Here is a 25,079-nt window from a genome sequence, read left to right on the forward strand (position 1 = left end):
AACGTCGTTGAGAAGACAAGGCTCAGCGACATCCTGCTGATGACAACGGAGGAACCGCAATGTCACAAGATCCATTCTTGGAACGAGAAGCAGAAAAATACGAATCCCCAATCCCGAGCCGCGAATTCATCCTTGCCCATTTGGCCAAGCGTGAGACGCCGGCCAGCCGCGAAGAGCTGGCAAAAGAACTGAACCTGACCAGTGATGAACATCTGGAGGCGCTGCGTCGCCGCCTGCGCGCCATGGAGCGCGATGGTCAGCTGGTGTTTACCCGCCGCCAGTGCTACGCGCTGCCGGAGCGGCTGGATCTGCTGCGCGGCACGGTGATCGGCCACCGCGACGGCTATGGTTTTTTGCGCGTTGAAGGGCGCAAAGACGACCTGTATCTCTCCGCAGAACAGATGAAAATGGCAATCCACGGCGATGTGGTGCTGGCGCAGCCGCTGGGTGCGGATCGTAAAGGACGGCGCGAGGCGCGCATTGTGCGGGTGCTGGTGCCGAAAACCAGCCAGATTGTCGGCCGCTTCTTTATGGATGCCGGCACCGGTTTTGTAGTGCCTGACGACAGCCGCCTGAGCTTTGACATCCTGATCCCGAACGATGCGGTAGCCGGTGCGCGCATGGGCTATATGGTGGTGGTTGAGCTGACCCAGCGTCCGACGCGCCGCACCAAGGCAGTAGGGAAAATCGTCGAGATCCTCGGCGATAAAATGGGCACCAGCATGGCGGTGGATATCGCGCTGCGCACCCATGAAATTCCTCATACCTGGCCGCCGCAGGTGGAGAAACAGGTGGCCGATCTCAGCGAGCAGGTGCCGGAAGAGGCCAAACAGGGGCGCGTGGATCTGCGTAAGCTGCCGCTGGTTACCATCGACGGCGAAGACGCCCGTGATTTCGATGACGCCGTTTACTGCGAGAAAAAGCGCGGCGGTGGCTGGCGGCTGTGGGTAGCCATTGCCGACGTCAGCTACTACGTGCGTCCGGGCACCGCGCTGGATGACGAAGCGCGCGGCCGAGGCAACTCGGTATACTTCCCGTCGCAGGTGGTGCCGATGTTGCCGGAAGTGTTGTCCAACGGACTGTGCTCGCTGAACCCGCAGGTCGATCGCCTGTGCATGGTGTGTGAAATGACCATCTCCGCGCAGGGGCGCCTCTCCACCGCCAAGTTCTATGAGGCGGTGATGAGCTCTCATGCGCGTCTGACCTATACCAAGGTGTGGCACATTCTGCAGGGCGACCAGGAGCTGCGTGAGCAGTATCATCCGCTGGTCAAGCACCTGCAGGAACTGCACAACATGTACAAGGTACTGGATCAGGCGCGCGCCGAGCGCGGCGGCATCGCGTTTGAGACCGAAGAGGCCAAGTTTATTTTCAATGCCGAGCGCCGCATTGAACGCGTGGAGCCGACGGTGCGTAACGACGCGCACAAACTGATCGAAGAGTGCATGATCCTGGCGAACATCGCCGCAGCGCGCTTTGTTGAGAAGCGTAACGAGCCGGCGCTGTTCCGCGTGCACGATCGTCCGAGCGACGACCATATCTCCGCACTGCGCAGCGTACTGGGCGAGCTGGGGCTGACGCTGGGCGGCGGCAATAAGCCGCAGCCGAAGGATTACGCTACGCTGATGGATGAAGTGGCCGATCGCCCGGATCATGAAATGCTGCAGACTATGCTGCTGCGTTCGATGAAGCAGGCGATTTACGATCCGGAAAACCGCGGCCACTTCGGTTTGGCGCTGTCATCGTACGGCCACTTTACCTCGCCGATCCGCCGTTATCCCGATCTGGCGCTGCACCGGGCGATTAAATACCAACTGGCGAAAGAGCACGGCGAGCCTCAGCATCGCTGGACGCCGACTGGCGGCTGGCACAGCGATCTCGACGAGATGCTGCAGCTGGGTCTGCACTGCTCGATGACCGAGCGCCGTGCCGATGAAGCCACGCGCGACGTGGCCGACTGGCTGAAGTGCGATTTTATGCAGGATCACGTCGGCGAACAGTTTACCGGCATTATCGCCAGCGTAACCGGCTTTGGCTTCTTCGTCCGCCTGAACGATCTGTTTATCGACGGTCTGGTGCACGTCTCGACGCTGGATAACGATTACTACCGCTACGATAATATCGGTCAGCGGCTGATCGGCGAATCTTCCGGGATGGTCTATCGCCTGGGGGATACGGTGGAAATCCGCGTTGAGGCGGTGCATATGGATGAGCGCAAGATTGATTTCGTGCTGATCTCCAGCACCCGCAAGCCGCGCGGCGAAGGTAAAACCGAACGCGAGCGGGCAAAGAAAGGCGGGCAGCGTACGCTGCGTGACGGCAACGGCAATGGCCGTAAGCGTCGCGGCGGCAAAGCGCCGGCCAACTTTGAGCCGGACAGCGCCTTCCGTAAGGATGACGCCAAGCCAGCGGGCAAAGTGAAGAAAGACAAGAAGGCCAAAGCGAAGAAAGCATCGGCCAAAACCAAAAAGATTGCCGCGGCCACCAAGGCCAAGCGTGCCGGCAAGACGAAAGGTGCGGAGCAGGGCTGACCTGCCGCACGGTAATTATCACCGGCCGACCGACGTCGGCCGCACGGTTAAAAGAGCATCATGAGCGAAATTATTTACGGTATCCACGCCGTTAAAGCCCTGTTGGAACGTGACCCGCAACGCTTCCTGGAAGTGTTTATCCTGAAAGGCCGTGACGACCGCCGTCTGCAGCCGTTGATCGCCGAGCTGGAAGCCACCGGCATCGTGATTCAGGTGGCTAACCGCCAGTGGCTGGATGACAAGGTGGAAGGTGCGGTGCACCAGGGGATCGTCGCCCGCGTACGCGAAGGCCGCCAGTATCAGGAAAATGACCTGCCGGGGCTGCTGGAAAGCGTCGATACGCCTTTTCTGCTGATTCTGGACGGCGTGACCGACCCGCATAACCTTGGCGCCTGCCTGCGCAGCGCCGACGCAGCCGGCGTGCATGCGGTGATCGTACCGCGCGATCGTTCCGCGCAGCTGAACGCGACGGCGAAGAAAGTGGCCTGCGGCGCGGCGGAAAGCGTGCCGCTGATCCGTGTCACTAACCTGGCGCGCACCATGCGTTTGCTGCAGGAGATGAACGTGTGGATTGTCGGTACCGCCGGCGAAGCCGATCATACGCTGTATCAGAGCAAGCTGACCGGGCCGATGGCGCTGGTGATGGGCGCAGAAGGCGAAGGCATGCGCCGTCTGACGCGCGAGCACTGCGATGAGCTGATCAGCATTCCGATGGCGGGCAGCGTTTCCTCGCTGAACGTGTCGGTCGCCACCGGCGTTTGCCTGTTCGAAGCGGTGCGCCAGCGCAGCTGATCCCTGCGGGTCAGGCATCGTCTGGCCCGCTGTTTTCCCCCGCCTATATCCCATCCTGTGCGCCGCCCTGCGGCAGAAATCGTCACGTCGGCCATACTGTTTGCTGAGGTCTTGAACAGGGAGCAGGTCTATGGTCTGGCATACGCACGATGTCTTTAATCAGCCCAAACCGCTGGGCAACAGCAACCTTTTTCTTTCCGATACGCCGCTGCGCGAGGCGGCGCAGCGTGAGCAGGCCGGCTGGGACAGCGAGGTGTTGGCCTCGCTGGGACAACAGCTGGGCACCCAGGAATCGTTAGAGCTGGGGCGGCTGGCCAACGCCAACCCGCCGGAGTTATTGCGTTACGACGCCTGCGGCCAGCGGCTCGACGACGTTCGCTTCCATCCCGCCTGGCACATTCTGATGCAGGGGCTGGTGGCTAACCGGGTACACAACCTGCCGTGGGAGGAGGAAGCGCGCGTTGGTTCGGTGGTCGCCCGTGCGGCGCGTTTTATGCTGCATGCGCAGGTGGAGGCCGGCACGCTGTGTCCCATCACCATGACTTACGGCGCCACGCCGCTGTTGCAGCGCACCCTGCCGGCGGTGTTCAGCGACTGGCTGCCGCCGCTGCTGTCCGACCGTTATGATGCCCATCTGCTGCCGGGGGCGCAGAAGCGCGGCCTGTTGATCGGCATGGGCATGACGGAAAAGCAGGGCGGTTCCGACGTGCTGAGCAACACTACCACCGCGACGCCGCTGGCCGGACGTGGCAACGGCGAGCTTTACCGCCTGGTGGGGCACAAATGGTTTTTCTCGGTGCCGCAGAGCGATGCGCATCTGGTGTTGGCGCAGACCGGCGGCGGGCTGTCCTGCTTTTTCCTGCCGCGTATCCTGCCCGACGGCACGCGTAATGCGGTGCGGCTGGAGCGGCTGAAGGACAAGCTCGGCAACCGTTCAAATGCCAGCAGCGAGGCGGAGTTTCTTGACGCCAGCGCCTGGCTGCTGGGCGACGAGGGCGATGGCGTGCGGCAAATCCTCAAAATGGGCACGCTGACCCGCTTTGACTGTGCGCTCGGCAGCCACGGGCTGATGCGTCGTGCGCTGTCGGTGGCGCTGTATCACGCCCATCAGCGCCAGGCCTTCGGCAAAACGCTGATCCAGCTGCCGCTGATGCGCCAGCAGCTGGCGCGTATGGCGCTACGGCTAGAGGCGCAGGTCGCGGCGCTGATGCGGTTGGCGCGCGCCTATGGCGACGTTGGCAGCCCGTTGGCGCAGGGGCTGAGCCGCATTATGACGTCGGCGGCGAAGTTTGAAGTCTGCCGTCAGGGGAGTCCTTTTGTCGCCGAGGCGATGGAGGCGCTGGGCGGCATCGGCTATTGCGAAGAGAGCGAACTGCCGCGTCTGTATCGCGAGATGCCGGTCAACAGCATTTGGGAAGGTTCGGGCAATATTATGAGCCTGGACGTGTTGCGCGCCTGGACGAAAAGCAGCGCGGTACAGGAGGCGGTACAGCAGGAGTTCAGCGAGGTCAAAGGGCAGAACCGCCACTTCGATCGCCAGTGGCGACAGCTGATGCAGCAGCTGCGTAAGGGACAGGAGGCGCAGGGGCGGAGCATGACGGCGCAGCTGTTTAATCTGTTTGCGGCGGCGCAGCTGTTGCGCAGCGCAGCGCCGCCGCTGGCGGAGGCCTGGTGTCAGATGGCGTTGGATGCGCGCGGCGATCGCGTACTGCCGGAGACGCTGTGCGCATCGCTGCTTGACAGAGCGATGGGCGGCTAGGCATAAAGTAGCGCCGGCGTGAAACATTTTGTCACACGGCATCGGCCCGTAAAGGGATAACGACTCTCGTTCAGGAAGGATTATATGGATATCATTAGCGCACTGGCGGCGTTTGCCGCCTACTTTTTCAGTGGTTTTGCCATGGTGCTGGTCTTTTTGTTTATCTACACCCGCATCACGGCGCATGACGAATGGGCATTGATTAAACAGAATAATCAGTCTGCCGCATTCGGTTTCGTCGGCGCCTGTCTGGGGTACGTGATTCCCCTGGCCAGCGCGGCGATCAACTCGGTCAGCCTGCTGGATTACGTTATCTGGGGCGCGGTCGCGCTGGTGGTGCAATTGCTGCTGTTTGCCGCAGTGAAAGTCTATATGCCGCGCATCAGCGATAAAATTGAGGCCAACCATTTGGCGGCGGGGATTTTCCTCGGCGGCGTCTCCATCAGCGGCGGCGTATTGAATGCGGCGTGCATGACATATTAATCAATTAACGAAAACGGAAGGTACAGGCCATGGCCGGCAAACGGCGCGCGCAGACGGCGCGCAACACGCAGAGTACACCTGCGTTCAAGCGTTATTCATCACCGTCGACCACACGCAAGTCGCCGCAGCTGTTGACGCTGGTGTTGATGGGCGGCGCAGCCGGCGCGGTGTGGTATAGCCTGGATGACCCCGCGCCCGAGCAGGCGGTGATTTATCATTCGGTGTCCGCCTGCGTGGATGCCGGCAATAGTCGGGCAGTGTGCCAGAACAGCTATCAGCAGGCGCAGGAAGCGCTGCGGCTCGGTAGCCTGGGGTTTACTCGGATAGACAGCTGCGAGTCCCACTACGGCGCGTATAACTGCACCTATGATTTACCGACGCAACACTTTATCCCGAGGATGGCGGGCTTTACGCTGGCGGCGAATGCTCAGGATGATGAAAGCGGTGCGTCTTCCTCCTCGTCCGGAGGTAGCTATTACGGCGGCGGTGCAAGTTCGCGCGCGCGTCCCTTCTTCCGCTCGCGCGACAGGTTCAATGAGCTGCAAACGCCGGGTGACCGCGAAAGCTGGCGCCTGAAAAGCGCGGGCAACGTTCAGCCGGCGTCGGCGCAGACGGTCTCACGCGGCGGTTTTGGCTCTTCATCGCGCAGTTGGGGGGGGTAACGGTGCTACGTTTACCGATGACGCCGCGCCGCAACCTGGCAGACATCGCCGCCCGTTACGGTTTCCACTTTCATATCATCGACGGCGAACCCTATTGGGATGAGTCGCGCGCCTACCGTTTTACCCTGCAACAGATAGAACAGGGGATTGAAGCACCGACCGAAGAGCTGCACGCCATGTGTCTGGATCTGGTCGGTCGAGTGGTGGCGGACGATGCCCTGCTGACGCAGCTGGCGATCCCTGAACTTTACTGGGATGCCATCGCCGCCAGCTGGCGGCGGCAAGAGCCGTCGCTGTATGGCCGGATGGATTTTGCCTGGGGCGGCAGCGGGCCGGTGAAGCTGCTGGAGTATAACGCCGATACCCCGACCTCTTTGTACGAAAGCGCATTTTTCCAATGGCTCTGGCTGGCGGACTCGGTGGCGGCCGGGCGCATTCCGGCAGGGGCAGACCAGTTTAACTCCCTGCAGGAACAGCTGATCCAGCGCTTTGCGCTGTGGCGCAGCGCCGATCCGCTCTACTTTTGCTGCTGTCGCGATTCGCAGGAGGATCGCGGTACCGTGCGTTATCTGGAGGACTGCGCGCGTCAGGCCGGGCTGGACACCCGTTTTCTGCATATGGAGGAGATTGGTCTCGGCGTTGGCGGCGTATTTACCGACCTGCAGGATCGGACGTTGCGTCAGGCGTTTAAGCTCTATCCGTGGGAATGGATGATGCGCGACGATTTCGGCCCCGCGCTGCGCGGCGGCCGTACGCAATGGCTGGAGCCGCTGTGGAAAAGCATCGTGAGCAACAAGGGGGTTCTGCCCTTGCTGTGGCGTTGGCACCGCGGCCATCCGAACCTGCTGCCGGCCTATTTTGCCGAGGAGGTGCAGCGGCCTGGCTGGCGACTGGCGCAAGAGATGGGCGCGCAGTGGCGCGGTTTTGTGCGTAAGCCGCTGTATTCCCGCGAAGGCGCCAATGTGGCGATGTTCAGCGATCGGGACGGGTTGCGCTGTGAGGCGATGACCGGCGGCGACTATGCGCAGGAAGCGCAGATTTGGCAGGCCTGCGCGCCGCTGCCGCGTTTTGGCGATGACTATACGCTGATCGGCAGCTGGCTGGTGGGCGATCGGGCGGCAGGCATCGGTCTGCGGGAAGATAATTCGCCGATCACCAAAGACACGTCACGCTTTGTGCCGCACTTTATCGCTTAGCGATACAAAATGGCCTGTGAGTACCACTGTCCGGGCACCACGGTTTCGCTGTTCATAATAATCAGGTAGTAGCGGGCGCCGCTGGCGGTGGCCTTTTTCTGGATGGCGTCTTCCACGTTCATCGGGCTGCCGTGCACCAGCGCGCTGACGGTGGTCATCTTTTCCAGACCAAAGGTCTGCGCCCGGATGACCTCCTGCGCCTGTCCGGCAATTGGCGGCGGCGGCGGTTTGGGCGTGGTGGTCATCAGGCCGCAGCCGGATAACGCGGCCAGCAGCGTCAGCAGGGCGGCAGTGCGTGTAAGAGTCATCGGCGACCTCGCTATTTTCATCGCAATACCCCAAGTGTAATGCTTAAGCATAAGCTGGAACAGAATGAGCTAATGCTCACGGCGTTTTTTTGCCATGATAGAGCGGCTTGCGGAGCAATAAGAGGTTTATCGATGGTTGAGCTATTTGACGAACGCGTTGGGGAAATTGCGGTTATTCATGCGGTGCCGGCCGGGAAATATGAGCACCCCCTGCCGACGGTGTTCTTTTATCACGGTTACTGCTCATCGAAAGAAGTGTATGCCTATTTTGGCTATGCGCTGGCGAAGGCCGGATTCCGCGTGATATTGCCGGACGCCGCTCAGCATGGCGAACGCTATCATGGCGATGAGCAGCGGCGGCTGGCGCAGTTCTGGGACATCCTGAAAAGCAATATCGACGAACTGCCGGCGCTGCAGACGCATTTTGCACAGCGCGGGCTGATTGACGGTGCGCGCGTCGGCGTTGCCGGGGCGTCGATGGGCGGCATGACCACGCTGGGAGCGCTGACACGCTATCCGTGGATCACCGCGGCGGCCAGCCTGATGGGGTCCGGTTCGTTTACCTCGCTGTCACGCACGCTGTTTCCGCCGCTGGATGCACACGGGCAACCGCTGGCTGACGCGCAGCATGCCGCATACCTGGCGCCGCTGGCGGATGATGAGTTTGAGCGGCAGTGGGATAAGTTGGCCGAACGCCCGCTGCTGTTGTGGCACGGCGAGGCCGATGATGTGGTGCCCGCGGCGGAAAGCCTGCGACTGGCGCAGGTGTTGCGCGAACGCGGTCTGGCCGAGCGGCTGACGGTGGCGGTTGAGGCGGGCGTGAAGCACCGCATTACGCCGGCGGCGCTGGACGCCTGCGTGGGTTTTTTCCGCGCCGCGTTATAAAAAAGCCCCCTGCAAGCAGGGGGCGTTGGGTTGGATTACCATTTTAGACTGCCGCTTTTGGCTGCGGCTTGGTTCCCTGGCGTTGATCGTTCGGTTAGCGGTACAGTTCGGCGCTGACGTGAATCGACGCGTTGCTGCCCGGCTCATGCATGGCGATGACGCGATAAGCGCCAGCGCCGCGTCGTTCGGCGATTTGTCTGACCTGCGCCTCGGCGTCGTCGGGAGACACCACGTTGCGGTTCAGGGTGACAAACCCGATGCTCTGGCGCTGTGAAGCCTGGCGGGCGTCGATCTCTTCTGCGGCCATCGCACCGCTGGAAAACAGCAATACTGCAAGCATGGCGAGAGTGGCGTGTTTCATAAAGCCTCGCTTAACTCTTTGGCCCGGTCGGTCCGGCAGCGATGATCGTGGGGCAAAAAGTTATTTGTCTGTCTTGAATAACCTTGAATCTGTTCGTCGCGCTGTCTGCGGCGGATATGTTTAATTCTAGTCCGTTCTCACAGATAAAAAAGCGCAGCTATTTGATGGGGTTTTTCAAAAAATATGAATAAAGCGTCGCGGTTGATGATGATTTTATTGAAAGATTCCCGCCTGTGCGGCCGCGTGTCCTTGCTGCTTTGCCATGGCAAATTGTGCGGTTTTTACTTTCCCGCCGCCTGACGGTGAATAAATCCCACTCTGTTCTTGAGTTTCCGCCCCTGCGCCAGTATGATTACGCGTCATTTTTCAGCCGCACACAAACACGTTCCTTGCTTCCATGGGCCGCGGTTGACCCTGACAGGAGGCTGAATAATCCGTAAGGAGCAATTCGATGCGTCATTACGAAATCGTTTTTATGGTCCATCCTGACCAAAGCGAACAGGTTCCGGGCATGATCGAGCGTTACAGTGCTACCATCACTAACGCGCAAGGTCAGATTCACCGTCTGGAAGACTGGGGCCGCCGTCAACTGGCTTACCCGATCAACAAACTGCACAAAGCTCACTACGTTCTGCTGAACGTTGAAGCTCCGCAGGAAGCGATCGATGAGCTGGAAACTAACTTCCGCTTCAACGACGCCGTTATCCGCAGCATGGTTATGCGCGTTAAGCACGCGGTAACTGAAGCATCTCCAATGGTTAAAGCGAAAGACGAACGTCGTGGCGAGCGCCGCGAAGAGTTCTCTAACGAAACCACTGAAGAAGCAGATGCTGGGGATTCTGAAGAGTAATTGCCGCCGTGACGACTAATCGTCTGGTTTTGTCTGGCACGCTGTGCAAGCAACCGGTGCGAAAGGTAAGTCCTTCCGGCATTCCCCACTGCCAGTTTGTGCTTGAGCACAGATCGACGCAGACAGAAGCCGGATTCAGCAGACAAGCATGGTGCCGCATGCCCGTGGTTGTCAGCGGACAACAGTCACAAGCACTGACTCAAAGATTAACGGTCGGCAGTCAGGTTACCGTTCAAGGTTTTGTTAGCTGCCATCAAGGGCGCAACGGCCTGAACAAATTGGTCCTGCATGCCGAGCAGATTGAATTGATAGATTCTGGAGACTAGCCAAATGGCACGTTATTTCCGTCGTCGCAAGTTCTGCCGTTTCACCGCGGAAGGCGTTCAAGAGATTGACTATAAAGACATCGCTACGCTGAAAAACTACATCACTGAAAGTGGTAAAATTGTCCCGAGCCGTATCACCGGTACTCGTGCAAAATATCAGCGCCAGCTCGCCCGTGCTATCAAGCGCGCGCGCTACCTGTCTTTGTTGCCGTACACTGATCGTCATCAGTAATCGGCCACTGTCCATTAACGACTTTGAGAGGATAAGGTAATGCAAGTTATTCTGCTTGATAAAGTAGCAAACCTGGGCAGCCTGGGTGATCAAGTTAACGTTAAAGCGGGCTACGCCCGTAACTTCCTGGTACCACAGGGCAAAGCTGTTCCTGCTACCAAGAAAAACGTCGAGTTCTTCGAAGCACGCCGTGCTGAACTGGAAGCCAAACTGGCTGACGTTCTGGCTGCTGCCGAAGCGCGCGCAACCAAGATCAACGAACTGGCGACAGTTACCATCGAGTCTAAAGCAGGCGACGAAGGTAAACTGTTCGGCTCTATCGGCACCCGCGACATCGCTGACGCAGTTACCGCTGCAGGCGTTGACGTTGCCAAGAGCGAAGTTCGCCTGCCGAACGGCGTTCTGCGTACCACTGGTGAGCACGAAGTGCACTTCCAGGTACACAGCGACGTGTTCGCACAGCTGAATGTAGTTGTGGTTGCTGTCGCTTAATCGCGATTGCCACCCAAGCAAAACGCCAGCCTCGTGCTGGCGTTTTGCTTTTCTGTCGCCGGTAAAATGCGTTATGGTGCCAGGAACGACAAGGAGGCAACGATGACGCAGATCCGATTACTGCGGGTGTATGACTTCAGCGGCCCGGCGCCGCACTGTTTTCTTATCGATCGGCTGTGGCCGCGCGGCATCAGCAAGCAGCGGCTGGAAGGCGTTGAATGGCTGAAAGAGGTGGCGCCCAGCGGTGAACTGCGCCAGTGGTTCCATCATCATACTGACCAGTGGGACGCGTTTGTCGCGCGCTATCGGCAGGAGTTGGCTACCAGCAGCGCCTGGCAGCCGCTGACAGCGCTGTTGCGGCAGGGCGAGTGTCTGACCCTGCTGTACGGCAGCAAGGACACACAGCACAACCAGGGCGTTGTGCTGCGCGATTTCCTCCTGGAACGGTTGTCGGCTTAGCGCTGGCGGCGGTAGCCGCCATCGGACTGACGACGGAAGGTCACCTGATTATTGTCGAGCGTGGTGACTGACAGCGCGATAATCACCCCGTTGCTATCCCGTTCGATACGCACTTCCTGCCCGGCTTTCAGATTGCTCAGCGGCTTATCATTGCCTTCCACCTGTGCCATGGCGAACACCTCGTTGACCGGAAGACTGTTGTCGCGGAACAGCTGCGCCAGCGTCTGGCCGGGCTGAATGCGGTAACGCTGCCACTGACCGGCGGGATCCGATGCTGTGGCGGGCGGCTGCGCATCCGTCTGTTGCACGCTTTGCGGCTCACGGCCGTACGGGCGCTCATCGCGCTCCGGCGAATAGGGCCACAACAGCGAGAGCAGCAGCACGGCGCCGAAGATGATGACCCAGCGGCGGTGGAAATAGGGCAAAGGTTCCAGCCAGCCGAAGCCGTCCGGCAAATGCCAGATTTTCAACAGTAGCGCTTTGATTCCCTGTCCCTGACCGCTTGCAGGCGGCTGCTGCGAATCCGACCCTGCGGACATCTGCCGTGGTGCGCCGAACTTCAGGCGTTGGCTGATACGTTGCCAGACGCGTAGCAACGACCGCTGGGTGCGGGTGGTTTTCCTTCTCCTGGGCGCGATTCTGCCCATGGTGACCTCTCTTCAACTGCGTAAATTGCCACAGTACCAAATGGTGTGCCGACGGTCCGATGACCCGCTTTCAGTATAGTCCGCTAACTGTTTGATGTGAAAGGCAGCGGCGTGATTGCACGGCGGACGCGGCAACGGGGATTAACAGAAGGCCATTGTTTCTTTTTCTACGCGAAAAGTCATCATTCTCGACACAAGATTTTACCCGGCTTTCCGGCGCTGTTATGCTGCGCCTTCGACTTTTTACAGACTTAAGGAAAACCCCATGACAACCCCTTCTTTTGACAGCGTTGAAGCGCAAGCAAGCTACGGGATTGGTTTACAGGTCGGCCAGCAACTGCAGGAATCCGGTCTGGAAGGTTTACAACCGGATGCTCTGCTGGCTGGTCTGCGTGACGCGCTGGAAGGGAATGCCCCGGCGGTTCCCGTTGACGTCGTACATCGCGCGCTGCGTGAAATCCACGAGCGTGCGGATGCCGTACGTCGTGAGCGTCAGCAGGCGATGGCGGTAGAAGGCCAGAAATTCCTGGAAGAAAACGCTAAGCGTGATGATGTGACGCTGACCGAATCCGGCCTGCAGTTCTCCGTGCTGCAGCAGGGCAACGGCCCAATCCCGTCCCGTCAGGACCGCGTGCGCGTACACTACACCGGCCGTCTGATTAACGGCGATGTGTTCGACAGCTCCGTTGAGCGCGGCCAGCCGGCCGAGTTCCCGGTGACCGGCGTGATTGCAGGCTGGATCGAAGCCCTGACGCTGATGCCGGTTGGCTCCAAGTGGCAGCTGTATATCCCGCACAACCTGGCCTACGGCGAGCGTGGTGCCGGTGCCGCTATCCCACCGTTCAGCGCGCTAGTGTTTGAAGTTGAACTGCTGGAAATCCTGTAAGCGGGATTGACGAAACAGGGCGCCAGACGGCGCCCTGTTTGTTATTTAGCGCGCTGCCTCTGCGGGCGGCGTTTGCAGGCCGACCTGATAAATCGCAAAACCGATGCTGTCGTTGCCGACAGGCTTCAGCGGGTAACGGGCGTTTTGCCGGATAAACGCCGCGGCCTTGTCGCTTGGTGAGGTTTCAAAACGGATATCCAGCGGCTGGGCGGCGTCGATGTTGGCCAGACGCCAGTTGTTGTCCGCCTGCGGATGCACCGCCCCGTGTTTTTTACTCTCTGCGCTAATATAGGCCGACAGTACGGCGCGGTTTTCATCCGGCGAGGCGAAGGCGATGTGTTTGTCGCCGGTGCCGGCAAACTTGCCGCCATAGGCGCGGTAGTTGTTGGTAGCCACCAGGAATGTGGCGTTCGGGTCGATCGGTTTGCCGTTGAAGGTCAGCTGTTTGATCCGTTCCGCTTTATCATTGATTAACTGACATTCACCGTCGTAGCGCGCCGGTTGACTGACGTCTACCTGGTAGCTGACGCCGTCAATCACGTCGAAGTTATAGGTGCGGAAGCCGTCCCAGTTAATCAGGCTCTGCGGCTTACTGCTGTTGACGTCGATGCGGTTAAACTGCCCGGCGGAGCACTCCAGCCACTCTTTCACCTCTTTACCGCTGGCTTTGACCACCACCAGCGTATTGGGGTAGAGATACAGATCGGCCGCGTTGCGGAAGGTCAGCTGTCCCTTTTCCACTTCCACAAAGCTGGCCGGATCGTTTTTGCGGCCGCCGACCTTGAACGGCGCGGCGGCGGACAGCACCGGCAGATCCGCCAGATCCGGATCGCCCTGAATGTAGTGCTCCACATAGGCTTTCTGCGCGTTGTTGACGATCTGCACCGTCGGATCGTCCTGCACCAAAGCCAGATAGCTGTACATATTGCCGTCGGACTTGCCGATCGGCTGGCTGACGAACTCGCGGGTGCCCTTATGATCGTCGGCCAGCACCTTCACCAGACCGGCGTCTTCCGCCGCCAGCGAACGTTTGGCGGCGCTGTCGTAAATCGGCCGCGCCTCGGCCTTGGCACGGGTGACCGCCCAGCGGCCGCTGTCGTTACTGAGCTGTAAATCCACCACGCCGAGGTGATCGCCCCATTGGCCCGGCATCACTGCCGGTACGCCGTTCAGCAGGCCCTGCTCAATATCGGCGCCTTTAATCGCGGCGAAGTCCTTACTGGGAAAGACCGCGTGGGCGTGGCCGAACATAATGGCGTCGATGCCCGGCACCTGGCTGAGGTAGTAGACCGAATTTTCCGCCATGGCTTTATAAGGCGCGCTGGAGAGGCCGGAGTGGGGAATGGCGATCACCAGATCGGCCCCTTGCTGACGCATTTCCGGCACGTAGCGTTTGGCGGTGGCGGTAATATCATTGACTGTGACCTTACCCTGCAGGTTGGCCTTGTCCCAGACCATAATTTGCGGCGGGACGAAACCGATATAGCCGATGCGCAGCGTGTGCGTGTGGCCGTCGCGGTCTTTTACCGGCGTATCGACGATAATATACGGGGTGAACAGCGGTTTCTGGGTTTTGCTGTCGATAACGTTGGCGTTAACGTAGGGGAACTTGGCGCCGGCGAGGGCGGTTTGCAGGTAATCAAGACCGTAATTGAATTCGTGGTTGCCGATATTGCCTACCACATAATCCAGCTGGTTCAGCGCCTTATAGACCGGGTGTACGTCGCCTTTGCGCAACCCCTTGGCCGCCATATAGTCCGCCATCGGGCTGCCCTGAATAATATCGCCGTTGTCGACCAGCACGCTGTTAACCGCCTGCTGGCGCGCCTGCTGAATCAGGCTGGCGGTACGCACCAGCCCAAATTTCTCGGTGGGCTTATCCTTATAGTAATCAAAGTCCATCATATTGCCGTGCAGGTCGGTGGTTTCCAGCACGCGCAGGTCGACCGTCGCTGCCTGCGCCGTGGCGGAAATCAGCAGGGCGAGGGCGGATAATGCCAGCGGACGTTTCATCATTATTGGTGTTCTCCATACCATGATGTTTTTGGCGCCTTCTTGGTGAGAAGCCGCAAAGAACGATGTAATTATGCTTACTTGCCATCAGAAAACGTGAAGTGTGGCAGAAAATACCCGTTGGCACCGCGGGAAAGCTCACAGTTACGCGCCGGCAAACTTGAATTATTACCTGCCGTTACCACGCCGGGATGGATATTCCCGGCAAAAAAAACTAGTCTGCTAGCAAAGGTAGCGGGAGATTTCCCACGGAATTGTTTGATCTGAGGTGAATGATGTTAGAACAAATTTGCCAGCTTTCCCGCGAGGCGGGCGCAGCAATTATGGCGGTCTATCACGGCGAACAGCCGCTTGAGGCCGCGGTGAAAAAAGATGATTCACCGGTTACCGCCGCCGATTTAGCGGCCCATGGCATCATCAAGGCGGGCCTGGCGGCGCTGACGCCGGATATCCCGCTGCTGTCGGAAGAAGACCCGCCGGCGTGGGAAGAGCGCCAGCACTGGACGCGTTATTGGCTGGTGGACCCGCTTGACGGCACCAAGGAGTTTTTGCAGCGCAACGGTGAATTTACCGTCAACATCGCGTTGATTGAGGACGGCCAGGCGGTGATGGGCGTGGTGTATGCGCCGGCGCTGGACGTGCTGTATCTGGCGGAGCGCGGCAAGGCGTGGAAAGAAGAAAAAGGGCAGCGCCGGCCTATTCATGTGATGGAAGGGCAGCCGCCGTTGGTGGTGGTCAGCCGTTCGCACAGCGATGATGAGCTGAAGGACTACCTGAAACAGCTGGGCGTGCACCAAACCATCTCGGTGGGATCGTCGCTGAAATTCTGTCTGGTGGCGGAGGGCAAGGCGCAACTGTATCCGCGCTTTGGGCCGACCAATATCTGGGATACCGCAGCAGGGCATGCGGTGGCGATCGCTGCCGGGGCGCAGATTCACGATTGGCAAGGCAAGCCGTTGCTTTATTCGCCTCGTGAATCTTTCCTCAACCCCGGCTTCCGCGTGTCGCTGTTCTGATCGGTTAGCGCAGCATCTGGTGCAGCATGTTCATCACTTGCTGCACTTCTTCTTCCGTCAGCTTGCCGTCTTTGGCGAATTTCACCCGTCCCTGATCGTCCAGCACGATAATGGCCGAGCCGTTGCTTTGCAGATCCCAGGCCTTCTTCACGTAGCCCTTGTTGTCGACGATAAACTGCGACCACGGGAACTCTTTTTTGTTGTCTTCAATACTGCTGCGCACAAACATGCCGGTGCCGACGATGGCGTCATCAATATTGATGATTGTCGTCGTTTGGTAACGATCGCGTGGTAGTTTGGCGGCCTTAATGGCTTCAATTAATGGATCGTTCATGTCTTTGGCGGAACCGCGGCCGGCAATATGCTGAATTACCCGCACTTTTCCGCTGAGCTTGCCACTGCTCCATTTTTCGTAGCTGAAGTCGCCGTTAGCGTAATGTAGCTCGCCACGGTCAGTGACGCTGACCGGCGCTACGCGCTGCAGCAGTTGAAAGTTGTGCGCTGAGGCCAGTAGGGGGGCGAACAGCAGGGACATCATTAGCATGCGACTCTTTTTCATGCTTGCTCCTTGTTATGGGGGATAGTGCGAACAGTCTCCGCAGCCTAAATCTTAGGCAGTGATCGGAGGTCTGTCCTGTTAGCGCGATCTCAGTTTTCCCTATCGGTCTCTAACGCCTTTATTTTGAAGGGATATTCTGAATATGCCGTAAATAATCATATACAAATCTGTCAACAAGTGTAAATCCAGTGAAGACGTCCAGGCGAAAGTGAACAAAATGGTCTTAACTAGGTCTACACCACTGCAATCAATTGCGTTCTTGTATAAGAAACCGCCCGATTAGCGGTTCGAATGAACGCTAGGTCCAACGGAGGAGCACAGAACAAAATGAGAATCTTCCAGCGTTATAACCCTTTGAAAATTGCCAAATATGTGAAGACCCTATTCCGCGGACGTTTATATATCAAGGACGTTGGTGCATTTGAATTCGACAAAGGCCGAATCCTGGTGCCGAAAGTCCGCGACAAGCGTCATCTCAGCGTGATGTCTGAAGTTAATCGGCAAGTGCTGCTTTTGCAATCGGAAATGGGTTAAAACGTTGTTATGGCTGTAGCTTGAGGGCTGCCGCGATAACAGCGTACAGATGTAAGCGCGGCCCCAAACGGGGCCGCTGATGTTTTTAATGGCCGTAGCGCATCAGGCCGGCAGGTTTTCATCCGCCGCTTTCGGCAGCGTCGCCGCCGGCTTATCGCTCAGCTTGGTGACCAGCAGCTGGTCGATCTTGTAGCTGTCGATATCGACCACTTCAAACTTGTAGCCAGCGTATTTGACGAAGTCGGTGCGTTTCGGGATCTTGCGCAGCATATACATCATAAAGCCGCCGATGGTTTCATAGTTGCCCGCCTGCGGGAACTCGTCAATATCCAGCACGCGCATCACGTCGTCGATTGGCGTACCACCTTCAATCAGCCAGGAGTTTTCGTCGCGTGCGACGATTTGCTCTTCCTGCCCTTGCCCCACCAGGTCGCCCATCAGGGTGGTCATCACGTCGTTGAGCGTGATAATCCCCACCACCAGCGCATATTCGTTCAGGATCACCGCGAAGTCTTCGCCGGCCGCCTTAAAGCTTTCCAGCGCCTCGGACAGCGTCAGGGTATCCGGCACAATCAGCGCAGAGCGGATCTGTACGCCGCTGCTCAGCACCAGGCTCTGATTGCCCAGTACGCGGTTCAGCAGGTCTTTGGAATCCACATAGCCCACTACCTGATCGATATGACCGTCACACACCAGGAATTTAGAGTGCGGATGGGTGGAGACTTTCTCTTTAATGCTCTCTTCGCTCTCGCGCAGGTCGAAATAGACCACGCTTTCACGGGAGGTCATCGAGGAAGGTACGGTACGTGATTCCAGCTCAAACACGTTCTCAATCAGCTCATGCTCCTGCTTGCGCAGTACGCCGGCCAGCGCGCCAGCTTCCACCACGGCGTAAATATCGTCGGACGTGATGTCGTCTTTACGCACCATCGGCAGTTTGAACAGGCGGAAAATCAGGTTCGCCATACCGTTGAACAGCCAGACCAGCGGACGGAAAATCATGATCGAGAAACGCATCGGGTTGATGATCCGGACGGCGACCGCCTCTGGTGCAATCATACCGATGCGCTTCGGGGTGAGATCTGCGAACAGGATAAACAGGCTGGTGACCAGTACGAATGAGCAGATAAAGCTGAGCTGTTGCGACAGTTCCGGCGACAGGAAGCGATCGAACAGCACCTGAAAGCTCGGGGAGAATGCCGCGTCGCCGACGATACCGCCCAAAATGGCGACGGCGTTAAGGCCGATTTGCACCACGGTAAAGAACAGGCCGGGTGTTTCTTGCAGTTTCAGCACTTTGGCCGCGTTGACGTTACCTTCGTCAGCCATCAGCTTCAGTTTAATCTTGCGCGAGGCGGCCAGAGAAATTTCCGATACAGAGAAGAAGGCGCTCACTGCGATCAGAAAAAGAATCAGTAAAATACTGTTTAACATAATCTATCCATACGTGCCGACGGGATGACGGCGCTCTTGAGGAAGGGCAATACATTGTAAAAAAGAGTTGCCGGACGCGTTTGACAGCGCCCGTTTTGCCGAAGCAAAAAGCAGGCCGCGTATCGGCGGCCTGGATAGTATAGCAGCAGCCCGATAAGGCCCGCCAGTGGTTAAAAATTAACGCGTTAGGCCTGCGGGGGCAGACAAACGCCGATGCCGCCCAGCCCGCAGTAGCCGCCCGGATTCTTTTCCAGGTATTGCTGGTGGTCGTCTTCGGCGTAGTAGAACGGCGCGGCCGGGGCGATTTCGGTGGTGATGACGCGCTGGTCTCCCGCGGTGTCCATCGCCTGTTGGAAGCTGGCCAGGCTGCGCTCGGCGTCGGCCTGCTGCTCCGGCGTCAGGTAGTAGATTGCAGAACGGTACTGGGTACCGATATCGCCGCCCTGACGCATGCCTTGGGCCGGATCGTGATTTTCCCAGAACACCTGCAGCAGCTGCGGATAGCTGATGACTTTCGGATCGAAGATCACGCGCACCGCTTCGGCGTGGCCGGTCTGGCCGGTGCACACCTCATGGTAGGCCGGATTCGGCGTGTAGCCGCCGGTGTAGCCGGCGGCGGTGCTGTAGACGCCCGGCTGTTGCCAGAACAGGCGCTCGACCCCCCAGAAGCAGCCCATGGCGAAAATCGCCACGTCCATACCGGCCGGCACCTCTGTCATAGAGTGCTGAGTGACGATGTTGAGTGCGGCGACCGGCACCGGCGTGGCGCGCCCCGGCAGCGCGTTGGCCTGGTCGACCAGGCGAGATTTATCTGTATTTTGCACCGCGATTGACTCCTGTTGTCTTCATAAGAATTGGCCCCAGACGGCATTGTGCGAGTTGTAACTCGTCGCTTATTTGCCCACAATAAGGCCGATGTTGCGTTTATGTGTAAGCTTAACGCAGTCTTTTGAGCGCAAAAAGCCAAGAATACGTCCTGTTTATGCCAATTTGTGCGCAGGTCGGTGGGAGTCGGCCATGGGAGAGTCGCCATTTTGATAGCGTGGCGGCATGGTCTGGCGATCTGAACGACGGTTTTTACAGGAAAGTACAATAAATTAAGGAGAACGTGTGCCACGTTACCGTGTCCTTTGCGTTTTATGCGCGCTATTTGTCGCGCCTGCGGCGCTGTCGGCCAATTTGCGGCTGCAGGTCGAAGGGCTGAGCGGAGAGTTGGAAAAAAACGTGCGGGTTCGTCTGTCAGCCATCACCCCCGAAGAGGTGAGCGCCGACGGTCGCTTTCGTGCGCGGGTAGAGCAGGCGGTGCGTCAGGGGCTGCGCGCGCTGGGCTATTATGAGCCGACCATTGAATTTACTCTCGACGACAACCCCAAGCTGTCGCGTCCGGTGCTGCATGCCAAGGTTAAGCCCGGCGAGCCGGTGCGTATTGCCGGCGCCAATATCACGCTGGAAGGCGGCGCTAAAACCGATGAAGACTATCTGGCGCTGGTGAAGAAGGGACGGCCGACCATCGGCGAGATCCTTAACCACGGCACCTATGAAAGCTTTAAAAGCTCCCTGAGCGGTCTGGCGCTGCGCAAAGGCTACTTTGACGCCGAGATGACCAAGAGCCAACTGGGTGTGTCGGAAGAGCTGCGTAAGGCGTACTGGGATTTCGACTTTAACAGCGGCGAGCGCTACCGCTTTGGTAAAGTGAAGTTCGAAGGTTCGCAAATCCGCGAAGACTATCTGCAAAACCTGATCCCCTTCCATCAGGGGGAGTATTACAGCTCGCAGGATTTGGCCGAGCTGAACCGCCGTTTGTCTGCCACCAACTGGTTTAACTCGGTGGTGGTGTCGCCTGATTTTGAAGATGCCAAAGAGAGCAAGATCCTGCCGCTGGATGCGCTGGTGACGCCGCGCAGCCGCAATACGCTGGAAACCGGCGTGGGTTATTCCACCGACGTCGGGCCGCGGATAAAGGGCACCTGGAAGAAGCCCTGGCTGAACGATCGCGGCCACAGTCTGGAAACCAGCGCCTATATTTCGGCGCCGGAGCAGCAGCTGGATCTGACGTATAAAATTCCGCTGCAGAAGAGCCCGCTGGAAGAGTATTACCTGATGCAGGGCGGCTATAAACGCAGCGACCTGAACGACACCAAGTCAGACAGCACCAAAGTGGTGGTATCGCGCAACTGGGATAAATCCAGCGGCTGGCAGTACGCTATCAATATGACCGGTCGTTTTGACCACTTTACCCAAGGTAATGTCACCAACACCACCGTGCTGCTGTATCCGGGCGCCAGCCTCAGCCGCACCCGCTCGCGCGGCGGTCTGATGCCGACCTGGGGCGACAGCCAGCGCTATTCCATTGACGTTTCCGATACCACCTGGGGCTCAGGCGTCGATTTTGCGCTGCTGCAGGCGCAGAACGTCTGGATCCGCACGCTGGCGGATAAACACCGCTTTGTGGCGCGTGGTCAGGTGGGTTGGATTGAAACCAATGACTTCGATAAGGTGCCGCCGGATCTGCGCTTCTTCGCCGGCGGCGACCGCAGCATCCGCGGCTACAAATATAAAGACATCTCGCCGCGTGACGCAGACGGCAAGCTGACCGGCGCCTCTAAAATGCTGACCGGCTCGCTGGAGTATCAATACAACGTGACCGGCAAGTGGTGGGGCGCGGTGTTCGTCGACTCCGGCGAAGCGGTGAATGATATCAAACAGAGCAATTTCAAAACCGGCGCGGGCGTTGGCGTGCGCTGGCAATCGCCGGTCGGGCCGGTGAAACTGGATATTGCCGCCCCGGTCGGGGATAAGGAAACCCACGGGATGCAGTTCTATATCGGTTTGGGGCCTGAACTATGAGCCTGGTGAAAAAGATTTGTCTTGGGGCGCTGATCGTTCTGCTGTTGCTGGTGGGAGGCGTTGCCTACCTGCTCGGCACCACCAGCGGTCTGCATATGGTGCTCAACGGCGCGGCGCGCTGGGTGCCGGGGCTGGATATCGCCAGCGTCAGCGGCGGCTGGCGCGATCTGACGCTGAAAGGCGTGAAATACCAGATGCCGGGCGTGACGGTGAATGCCGGCCAGTTCCATCTGTCACTCGATTTGTCATGCTTTAAACGCAGTTCGCTGTGTGTGAACGCCTTGACCGCTGATGACGTCGACGTGGTGGTGAAAACCAGCGAAATGGCGCCGTCCGAGCCGGCGGCGGAGAGTAGCGAACCAACCACCGATCTCAGCACTCCCTACCCGATTATCCTGCGCAAACTGGCGCTGAATAACGTCAAGGTCAACGTTGACGACACCGCCATTTCACTCGGGGAGTTCAGCACCGGTGCCGAATGGCAGGAGCGCGCGCTGCAGCTGCAGCCGACCAAAATCGCTTCGCTGTTGATTGCCCTGCCGAAAACGCCGGCCAATCCGCTATCGGAAGACGTACAGCCGGCGGTCGATATGGTGAAGAAAGCCGGCGATGCGCCGAAAGCGGCGCCGCAGCCGGAAGAGAAACCGCTGGGCGAGACGTTGAAAGAACTGTTTGCCAAGCCGCTTCTGCCGGATCTGCCGGAAGTGCGTCTGCCGCTGGATATCACGGTGAAAGAGATCCGCGGTGAACAGCTGCGTCTGACCGGCGATACCGACGTGCTGATCACCAGCCTGCTGCTGAAGGCCAGCACCAAGGACCAGCATATCCAGCTGGACAACTTTGACGTCAGGTCGCCGCAGGGCACGCTGTTCGCGCACGGCCAGGCCACGCTGAAAGATAACTGGCCGGTGCAGATGAGCGCCAACAGCACGCTGAATATCGATCCGCTGAAAGGCGAAAAGGTGAAGCTGACCCTCGGCGGCGGTCTGCGTGAAGCGTTGAACGTAGCGCTGAACCTGTCCGGACCGGTGGGGGCGCAACTCGATCTGCAGACCGAGCTGGCAGAGGCGGGTTTACCGCTCTCGCTGACGCTGCAGAGCAAACGGCTGAAGTGGCCGCTTACCGGCGTATCTCAGTACCAGGTGAATGACTTACGTCTGCGCCTTAACGGCAAAGCCACCGACTATGCGCTGTCGACGCGCGCCGATATCAAAGGGCAGGATCTGCCGCCGGCGCTGCTGACGTTGGACGGTAAAGGCAACGTCGAGCAGTTCAGACTTAACCGCCTGCGTCTGGCGGCGCTGCAGGGCAATACCGACCTGACCGCGCTGGTGGACTGGAGCAAGGCCATTAGCTGGACGTCGCAGTTGACGCTCAGCGGCATCAATACCGCCAAACAGTGGCCGGAATGGCCGGCGAAGCTGAACGGCAAAATCACCACCCGCGGCAGTCTGTACGGCGGCAGCTGGCAGCTGCAGGTGCCGACGCTGCAGCTGGACGGCAACGTGAAGCAGAACAAGGTGTCGGCTCGCGGCTCGCTGAGCGGCAACGCCGCCGGCCAGTGGAAGATTCCCGGCGTCGACCTGGCGCTGGGGCGTAATAGCCTGAACGTGAAAGGGCAGTTGGACGAGAAAAGCTGGAATCTGGACGCCAACATCGACGCGCCGCAGTTGGACGGCGCGCTGCCGGGTCTGGGCGGCACGGCGAAGGGCTTGCTGAAGCTGCGCGGCAATCTGCAGGCGCCGCAGCTGCTGGCGGACCTGACCGCGTCCGGCCTGCAATGGCAGGCGCTGCATATCAAACGGGTGAAAGTAGACGGCGACGTGCGCTCCACCGATCAGATTCAGGGCCAGCTGGCGGTGCGGGTCGAGCAGCTGAAGCAGGATGCGCTGGAGGTGAACCTGCTGCAGCTTGACGCTAAGGGCACGGAAAAGCAGCACACGCTGCAGTTGAAGGTTGACGGCAAGCCGGTCTCCGGCCAGCTGGCGCTGGCGGGCAGCTTCGATCGCCAGCAGCAGCGCTGGCGCGGCAATCTGAACAATACCCGTTTTGATACGCCGGTAGGCGAATGGCGCCTGACGCGCGCCATCGCGCTGGACTATCTGAATACCCAGCAAAAAATCAGCGTCGGCCCGCACTGCTGGCAGAACCCGGATGCCGAAGTCTGCGTGCCGAAAACCATCGAAGCCAGCGCCGCCAATGGCCAGGCCAGCGTGGTGCTGAACCGCTTTGATCTGAAAATGATCAAACCGTTCCTTGGCCCGGAAACCGCACTGAACGGCGTCTTTACCGGCCGTGCCGACGTGAGCTGGAAAGAGGGCGCCGCGCTGCCGCAGGCGAAGGTATCGCTGGTGGGCAACGGGGTGAAAGTAGTGCAGCAGGTGCAGGGCAACGCGCTGCCGATCGCCTTTGATACGCTGAACCTCAACGCGGGTGTTAACAACGGTCGCGCGCAGGCCGACTGGCTGATTAAGCTGCATAACAACGGCCAACTGGACGGTAACATCCAGGTGACCGACCCGCAGAAGCAGCGCAATATCGCCGGTAACGTCAATATCGCCAATATTTCTCTGGCGATGCTCAACCCGGCGCTGATGCAGGGTGAAAAAGCCGCCGGTATGCTGAACGCCAATCTGCGGCTGGGCGGCAATGCGCAAAAACCGCTGGTATATGGGCGTCTGGCGCTGGACAAGGTGGATATTGACGGCAGTTGGATGCCGTTCGATATGACCGACGGCCGGCTGGCGATTGACTTCAACGGCATGAATTCGACGCTGGATGGCCTCATTACCACCACGCGCGGCCAGCTGAACCTGACCGGCGATGCCGACTGGCGCGATATCAACGCCTGGCGGGCGCGCATCGCCGCGAAGGGCGACAAACTGCGGGTGACGGTGCCGCCGATGGTGCGTATCGACGTGTCACCGGATCTGGTGTTTGAAGCAACGCCGCAGCTGTTCTCGCTGAACGGCAATGTGGATATCCCATGGGCGCGCATTACCGTGCAGGAGTTGCCGGAAAGCGCGGTCGGCGTCTCGTCGGATGAAGTGATGCTGGATAAACAGCTGAAAGCGATCCAGCCGAAGAGCACTGCGGTGGCGATTAACAGCAACCTGATGATTCACGTGGGCGACGATGTGCGGCTGGATGCGTTCGGTCTGAAGGCTCGGCTCAAGGGCGACCTGAAAGTGGTGCAGGATAAGCGTGGCCTGGGGCTGAACGGCCAGATTGATATCCCGGCCGGCCGTTTCCACGCCTATGGTCAGGATCTTATCGTACGTAAGGGACAATTATTGTTCTCAGGCCCGCCGGATCAGCCATACTTGAATATGGAGGCGATTCGTAACCCGGAGGCCACCGAGGATGATGTGACCGCCGGGGTGCGCGTCACCGGACTGGCGGACGCGCCGAAGCTGGAAGTGTTCTCCGATCCGGCCAAATCGCAGCAAGAGGCGCTGTCTTACCTGCTGCGCGGACAGGGCCTCAGCAACTCCGGCGCCGACGGCAACGCGATGACGTCGATGTTAATTGGCATGGGGGTTGCACAAAGTGGTCAACTTGTGGGTAAAATCGGCGAAGCATTTGGCGTTAGTAATCTGGCACTTGATACCGCCGGCGTTGGCGACAGCTCCCAGGTTGTCGTGAGTGGTTATGTTCTCCCCGGCTTACAAGTAAAATATGGGGTGGGTATTTTCGACTCGCTGGCTACGTTGACGTTGCGTTACCGCCTGATGCCTAAGTTGTATCTTGAAGCGGTGTCTGGTCTCGACCAGGCGCTAGATTTGCTCTATCAGTTTGAGTTTTAGC

24 protein-coding genes are annotated in these 25,079 nt (G+C 59.0%); 17 read left to right on the top strand and 7 right to left on the bottom strand.

Going from position 1 to position 25,079, the window contains the following annotated elements:
* Positions 1-59 precede the first annotated feature (59 nt).
* From rnr to CLM71_RS01795, 6 genes are all read left to right on the top strand, one after another.
* Positions 60-2,531: a ribonuclease R gene (gene rnr, locus CLM71_RS01770; protein ID WP_105229486.1), complete on the top strand. Its 2,472-nt coding sequence runs from the start codon at positions 60-62 to the stop codon at positions 2,529-2,531.
* Between the two features lie 60 nt (positions 2,532-2,591).
* A complete protein-coding gene (rlmB, locus tag CLM71_RS01775; RefSeq protein WP_015344301.1) occupies positions 2,592-3,323 on the top strand; it encodes a 23S rRNA (guanosine(2251)-2'-O)-methyltransferase RlmB in 732 nt (243 codons plus the stop codon).
* Between the two features lie 130 nt (positions 3,324-3,453).
* Positions 3,454-5,082 carry an isovaleryl-CoA dehydrogenase gene (locus CLM71_RS01780; protein ID WP_105229487.1) on the top strand — a complete coding sequence of 543 codons (1,629 nt, stop codon included), beginning with the start codon at positions 3,454-3,456 and terminating at the stop codon, positions 5,080-5,082.
* Between the two features lie 84 nt (positions 5,083-5,166).
* The gene (locus tag CLM71_RS01785) at positions 5,167-5,565 is read left to right on the top strand and encodes a DUF350 domain-containing protein (RefSeq protein WP_105229488.1); all 399 of its coding nucleotides are present in this window, start codon (positions 5,167-5,169) and stop codon (positions 5,563-5,565) included.
* 29 nt (positions 5,566-5,594) lie between these two features.
* Positions 5,595-6,227: a DUF1190 domain-containing protein gene (locus tag CLM71_RS01790; protein ID WP_105229489.1), complete on the top strand. Its 633-nt coding sequence runs from the start codon at positions 5,595-5,597 to the stop codon at positions 6,225-6,227.
* A 2-nt stretch (positions 6,228-6,229) separates the two neighbouring features.
* Positions 6,230-7,423, top strand: a complete 1,194-nt coding sequence (locus tag CLM71_RS01795) for a glutathionylspermidine synthase family protein (RefSeq protein WP_105229490.1) — start codon at positions 6,230-6,232, stop codon at positions 7,421-7,423.
* Here CLM71_RS01795 and bsmA read toward each other — a convergent pair.
* Positions 7,420-7,731, bottom strand: coding sequence for a biofilm peroxide resistance protein BsmA (gene bsmA / locus CLM71_RS01800; protein ID WP_105229491.1), 312 nt, complete (start codon positions 7,729-7,731; stop codon positions 7,420-7,422). The two genes, CLM71_RS01795 and bsmA, sit on opposite strands and share 4 nt — an antisense overlap.
* Before the next feature lie 132 nt (positions 7,732-7,863).
* On the opposite strand from bsmA, the gene yjfP reads away from it, so the two are divergent.
* The gene (gene yjfP / locus CLM71_RS01805) at positions 7,864-8,616 is read left to right on the top strand and encodes an esterase (RefSeq protein ID WP_105229492.1); all 753 of its coding nucleotides are present in this window, start codon (positions 7,864-7,866) and stop codon (positions 8,614-8,616) included.
* Positions 8,617-8,710: 94 nt separating this feature from the next.
* Here yjfP and CLM71_RS01810 read toward each other — a convergent pair whose 3' ends face one another.
* Positions 8,711-8,977 carry a DUF1471 domain-containing protein gene (locus CLM71_RS01810; RefSeq protein ID WP_105229493.1) on the bottom strand — a complete coding sequence of 89 codons (267 nt, stop codon included), beginning with the start codon at positions 8,975-8,977 and terminating at the stop codon, positions 8,711-8,713.
* 451 nt (positions 8,978-9,428) lie between these two features.
* Between CLM71_RS01810 and rpsF the strand changes: the two genes are divergently transcribed.
* The 5 genes from rpsF (at position 9,429) to CLM71_RS01840 (ending at position 11,336) form a co-directional block, all read left to right on the top strand.
* Positions 9,429-9,827, top strand: coding sequence for a 30S ribosomal protein S6 (rpsF, locus tag CLM71_RS01820; protein ID WP_105229494.1), 399 nt, complete (start codon positions 9,429-9,431; stop codon positions 9,825-9,827).
* Between the two features lie 8 nt (positions 9,828-9,835).
* Positions 9,836-10,153: a primosomal replication protein N gene (gene priB, locus CLM71_RS01825; RefSeq protein ID WP_015344308.1), complete on the top strand. Its 318-nt coding sequence runs from the start codon at positions 9,836-9,838 to the stop codon at positions 10,151-10,153.
* Between the two features lie 4 nt (positions 10,154-10,157).
* Complete coding sequence (gene rpsR / locus CLM71_RS01830) at positions 10,158-10,385, top strand: 30S ribosomal protein S18 (RefSeq protein ID WP_000135199.1); 228 nt, start codon at positions 10,158-10,160, stop codon at positions 10,383-10,385.
* A gap of 39 nt (positions 10,386-10,424) precedes the next feature.
* Positions 10,425-10,877: a 50S ribosomal protein L9 gene (gene rplI, locus CLM71_RS01835; protein WP_105229495.1), complete on the top strand. Its 453-nt coding sequence runs from the start codon at positions 10,425-10,427 to the stop codon at positions 10,875-10,877.
* 102 nt (positions 10,878-10,979) lie between these two features.
* Positions 10,980-11,336: a DUF488 domain-containing protein gene (locus CLM71_RS01840; protein ID WP_105229496.1), complete on the top strand. Its 357-nt coding sequence runs from the start codon at positions 10,980-10,982 to the stop codon at positions 11,334-11,336.
* Here the strand turns inward: CLM71_RS01840 and CLM71_RS01845 are convergent.
* Entirely contained in the window at positions 11,333-11,983 is a 651-nt protein-coding gene (locus tag CLM71_RS01845; RefSeq protein WP_105229497.1) for an OapA family protein, read from the bottom strand. The genes CLM71_RS01840 and CLM71_RS01845 overlap by 4 nt on opposite strands.
* Positions 11,984-12,248: 265 nt before the next feature.
* Between CLM71_RS01845 and fklB the strand changes: the two genes are divergently transcribed.
* Complete coding sequence (gene fklB / locus CLM71_RS01850; protein ID WP_015670578.1) at positions 12,249-12,869, top strand: FKBP-type peptidyl-prolyl cis-trans isomerase; 621 nt, start codon at positions 12,249-12,251, stop codon at positions 12,867-12,869.
* A 45-nt stretch (positions 12,870-12,914) separates the two neighbouring features.
* Here fklB and CLM71_RS01855 read toward each other — a convergent pair whose 3' ends face one another.
* Complete coding sequence (locus CLM71_RS01855; RefSeq protein WP_105229498.1) at positions 12,915-14,885, bottom strand: bifunctional 2',3'-cyclic-nucleotide 2'-phosphodiesterase/3'-nucleotidase; 1,971 nt, start codon at positions 14,883-14,885, stop codon at positions 12,915-12,917.
* Positions 14,886-15,157: 272 nt separating this feature from the next.
* Here CLM71_RS01855 and cysQ point away from each other — a divergent pair, with 272 nt between their 5' ends.
* Positions 15,158-15,898, top strand: coding sequence for a 3'(2'),5'-bisphosphate nucleotidase CysQ (gene cysQ, locus CLM71_RS01860; RefSeq protein ID WP_172606356.1), 741 nt, complete (start codon positions 15,158-15,160; stop codon positions 15,896-15,898).
* A 4-nt stretch (positions 15,899-15,902) separates the two neighbouring features.
* Here the strand turns inward: cysQ and CLM71_RS01865 are convergent, their stop codons facing one another.
* Positions 15,903-16,457 carry a YtfJ family protein gene (locus CLM71_RS01865; RefSeq protein WP_105229500.1) on the bottom strand — a complete coding sequence of 185 codons (555 nt, stop codon included), beginning with the start codon at positions 16,455-16,457 and terminating at the stop codon, positions 15,903-15,905.
* Between the two features lie 327 nt (positions 16,458-16,784).
* Between CLM71_RS01865 and CLM71_RS01870 the strand changes: the two genes are divergently transcribed.
* Positions 16,785-16,991 carry a DUF1107 domain-containing protein gene (locus CLM71_RS01870; RefSeq protein WP_015670582.1) on the top strand — a complete coding sequence of 69 codons (207 nt, stop codon included), beginning with the start codon at positions 16,785-16,787 and terminating at the stop codon, positions 16,989-16,991.
* A gap of 102 nt (positions 16,992-17,093) precedes the next feature.
* On the opposite strand, the gene CLM71_RS01875 is transcribed toward CLM71_RS01870, so the two are convergent.
* Positions 17,094-18,425: a hemolysin family protein gene (locus CLM71_RS01875; RefSeq protein ID WP_105229501.1), complete on the bottom strand. Its 1,332-nt coding sequence runs from the start codon at positions 18,423-18,425 to the stop codon at positions 17,094-17,096.
* Between the two features lie 185 nt (positions 18,426-18,610).
* Positions 18,611-19,249, bottom strand: a complete 639-nt coding sequence (gene msrA / locus CLM71_RS01880) for a peptide-methionine (S)-S-oxide reductase MsrA (RefSeq protein WP_105229502.1) — start codon at positions 19,247-19,249, stop codon at positions 18,611-18,613.
* Between the two features lie 286 nt (positions 19,250-19,535).
* Between msrA and CLM71_RS01885 the strand changes: the two genes are divergently transcribed.
* Together CLM71_RS01885 and CLM71_RS01890 are read left to right on the top strand one after the other, a co-directional pair.
* Positions 19,536-21,272: an autotransporter assembly complex family protein gene (locus tag CLM71_RS01885; RefSeq protein ID WP_105229503.1), complete on the top strand. Its 1,737-nt coding sequence runs from the start codon at positions 19,536-19,538 to the stop codon at positions 21,270-21,272.
* The gene (locus CLM71_RS01890) at positions 21,269-25,078 is read left to right on the top strand and encodes a translocation/assembly module TamB domain-containing protein (protein ID WP_105229504.1); all 3,810 of its coding nucleotides are present in this window, start codon (positions 21,269-21,271) and stop codon (positions 25,076-25,078) included. Before CLM71_RS01885 ends, CLM71_RS01890 begins: the two co-directional genes overlap by 4 nt.
* The last annotated feature ends 1 nt before the right edge of the window (position 25,079 follow it).

Source organism: Serratia sp. MYb239, from assembly GCF_002966855.1.
In the GTDB taxonomy this organism is placed as follows: domain Bacteria; phylum Pseudomonadota; class Gammaproteobacteria; order Enterobacterales; family Enterobacteriaceae; genus Serratia_B; species Serratia_B rhizosphaerae.

Excerpts from the sequence above, each read along its gene's own strand:
- cysQ (WP_172606356.1), top strand. The coding sequence starts at position 15,158 with ATGTTAGAACAAATTTGCCAGCTTTCCCGCGAGGCGGGCGCAGCAATT.
- CLM71_RS01840 (WP_105229496.1), top strand. The coding sequence starts at position 10,980 with ATGACGCAGATCCGATTACTGCGGGTGTATGACTTCAGCGGCCCGGCG.
- CLM71_RS01790 (WP_105229489.1), top strand. The coding sequence starts at position 5,595 with ATGGCCGGCAAACGGCGCGCGCAGACGGCGCGCAACACGCAGAGTACA.
- CLM71_RS01875 (WP_105229501.1), bottom strand. The coding sequence starts at position 18,425 with ATGTTAAACAGTATTTTACTGATTCTTTTTCTGATCGCAGTGAGCGCC.
- bsmA (WP_105229491.1), bottom strand. The coding sequence starts at position 7,731 with ATGACTCTTACACGCACTGCCGCCCTGCTGACGCTGCTGGCCGCGTTA.
- rplI (WP_105229495.1), top strand. The coding sequence starts at position 10,425 with ATGCAAGTTATTCTGCTTGATAAAGTAGCAAACCTGGGCAGCCTGGGT.
- fklB (WP_015670578.1), top strand. The coding sequence starts at position 12,249 with ATGACAACCCCTTCTTTTGACAGCGTTGAAGCGCAAGCAAGCTACGGG.
- rnr (WP_105229486.1), top strand. The coding sequence starts at position 60 with ATGTCACAAGATCCATTCTTGGAACGAGAAGCAGAAAAATACGAATCC.
- rlmB (WP_015344301.1), top strand. The coding sequence starts at position 2,592 with ATGAGCGAAATTATTTACGGTATCCACGCCGTTAAAGCCCTGTTGGAA.
- CLM71_RS01785 (WP_105229488.1), top strand. The coding sequence starts at position 5,167 with ATGGATATCATTAGCGCACTGGCGGCGTTTGCCGCCTACTTTTTCAGT.
- CLM71_RS01780 (WP_105229487.1), top strand. The coding sequence starts at position 3,454 with ATGGTCTGGCATACGCACGATGTCTTTAATCAGCCCAAACCGCTGGGC.
- rpsR (WP_000135199.1), top strand. The coding sequence starts at position 10,158 with ATGGCACGTTATTTCCGTCGTCGCAAGTTCTGCCGTTTCACCGCGGAA.
- CLM71_RS01845 (WP_105229497.1), bottom strand. The coding sequence starts at position 11,983 with ATGGGCAGAATCGCGCCCAGGAGAAGGAAAACCACCCGCACCCAGCGG.
- CLM71_RS01890 (WP_105229504.1), top strand. The coding sequence starts at position 21,269 with ATGAGCCTGGTGAAAAAGATTTGTCTTGGGGCGCTGATCGTTCTGCTG.
- CLM71_RS01810 (WP_105229493.1), bottom strand. The coding sequence starts at position 8,977 with ATGAAACACGCCACTCTCGCCATGCTTGCAGTATTGCTGTTTTCCAGC.
- yjfP (WP_105229492.1), top strand. The coding sequence starts at position 7,864 with ATGGTTGAGCTATTTGACGAACGCGTTGGGGAAATTGCGGTTATTCAT.
- CLM71_RS01865 (WP_105229500.1), bottom strand. The coding sequence starts at position 16,457 with ATGAAAAAGAGTCGCATGCTAATGATGTCCCTGCTGTTCGCCCCCCTA.
- CLM71_RS01855 (WP_105229498.1), bottom strand. The coding sequence starts at position 14,885 with ATGATGAAACGTCCGCTGGCATTATCCGCCCTCGCCCTGCTGATTTCC.
- CLM71_RS01870 (WP_015670582.1), top strand. The coding sequence starts at position 16,785 with ATGAGAATCTTCCAGCGTTATAACCCTTTGAAAATTGCCAAATATGTG.
- rpsF (WP_105229494.1), top strand. The coding sequence starts at position 9,429 with ATGCGTCATTACGAAATCGTTTTTATGGTCCATCCTGACCAAAGCGAA.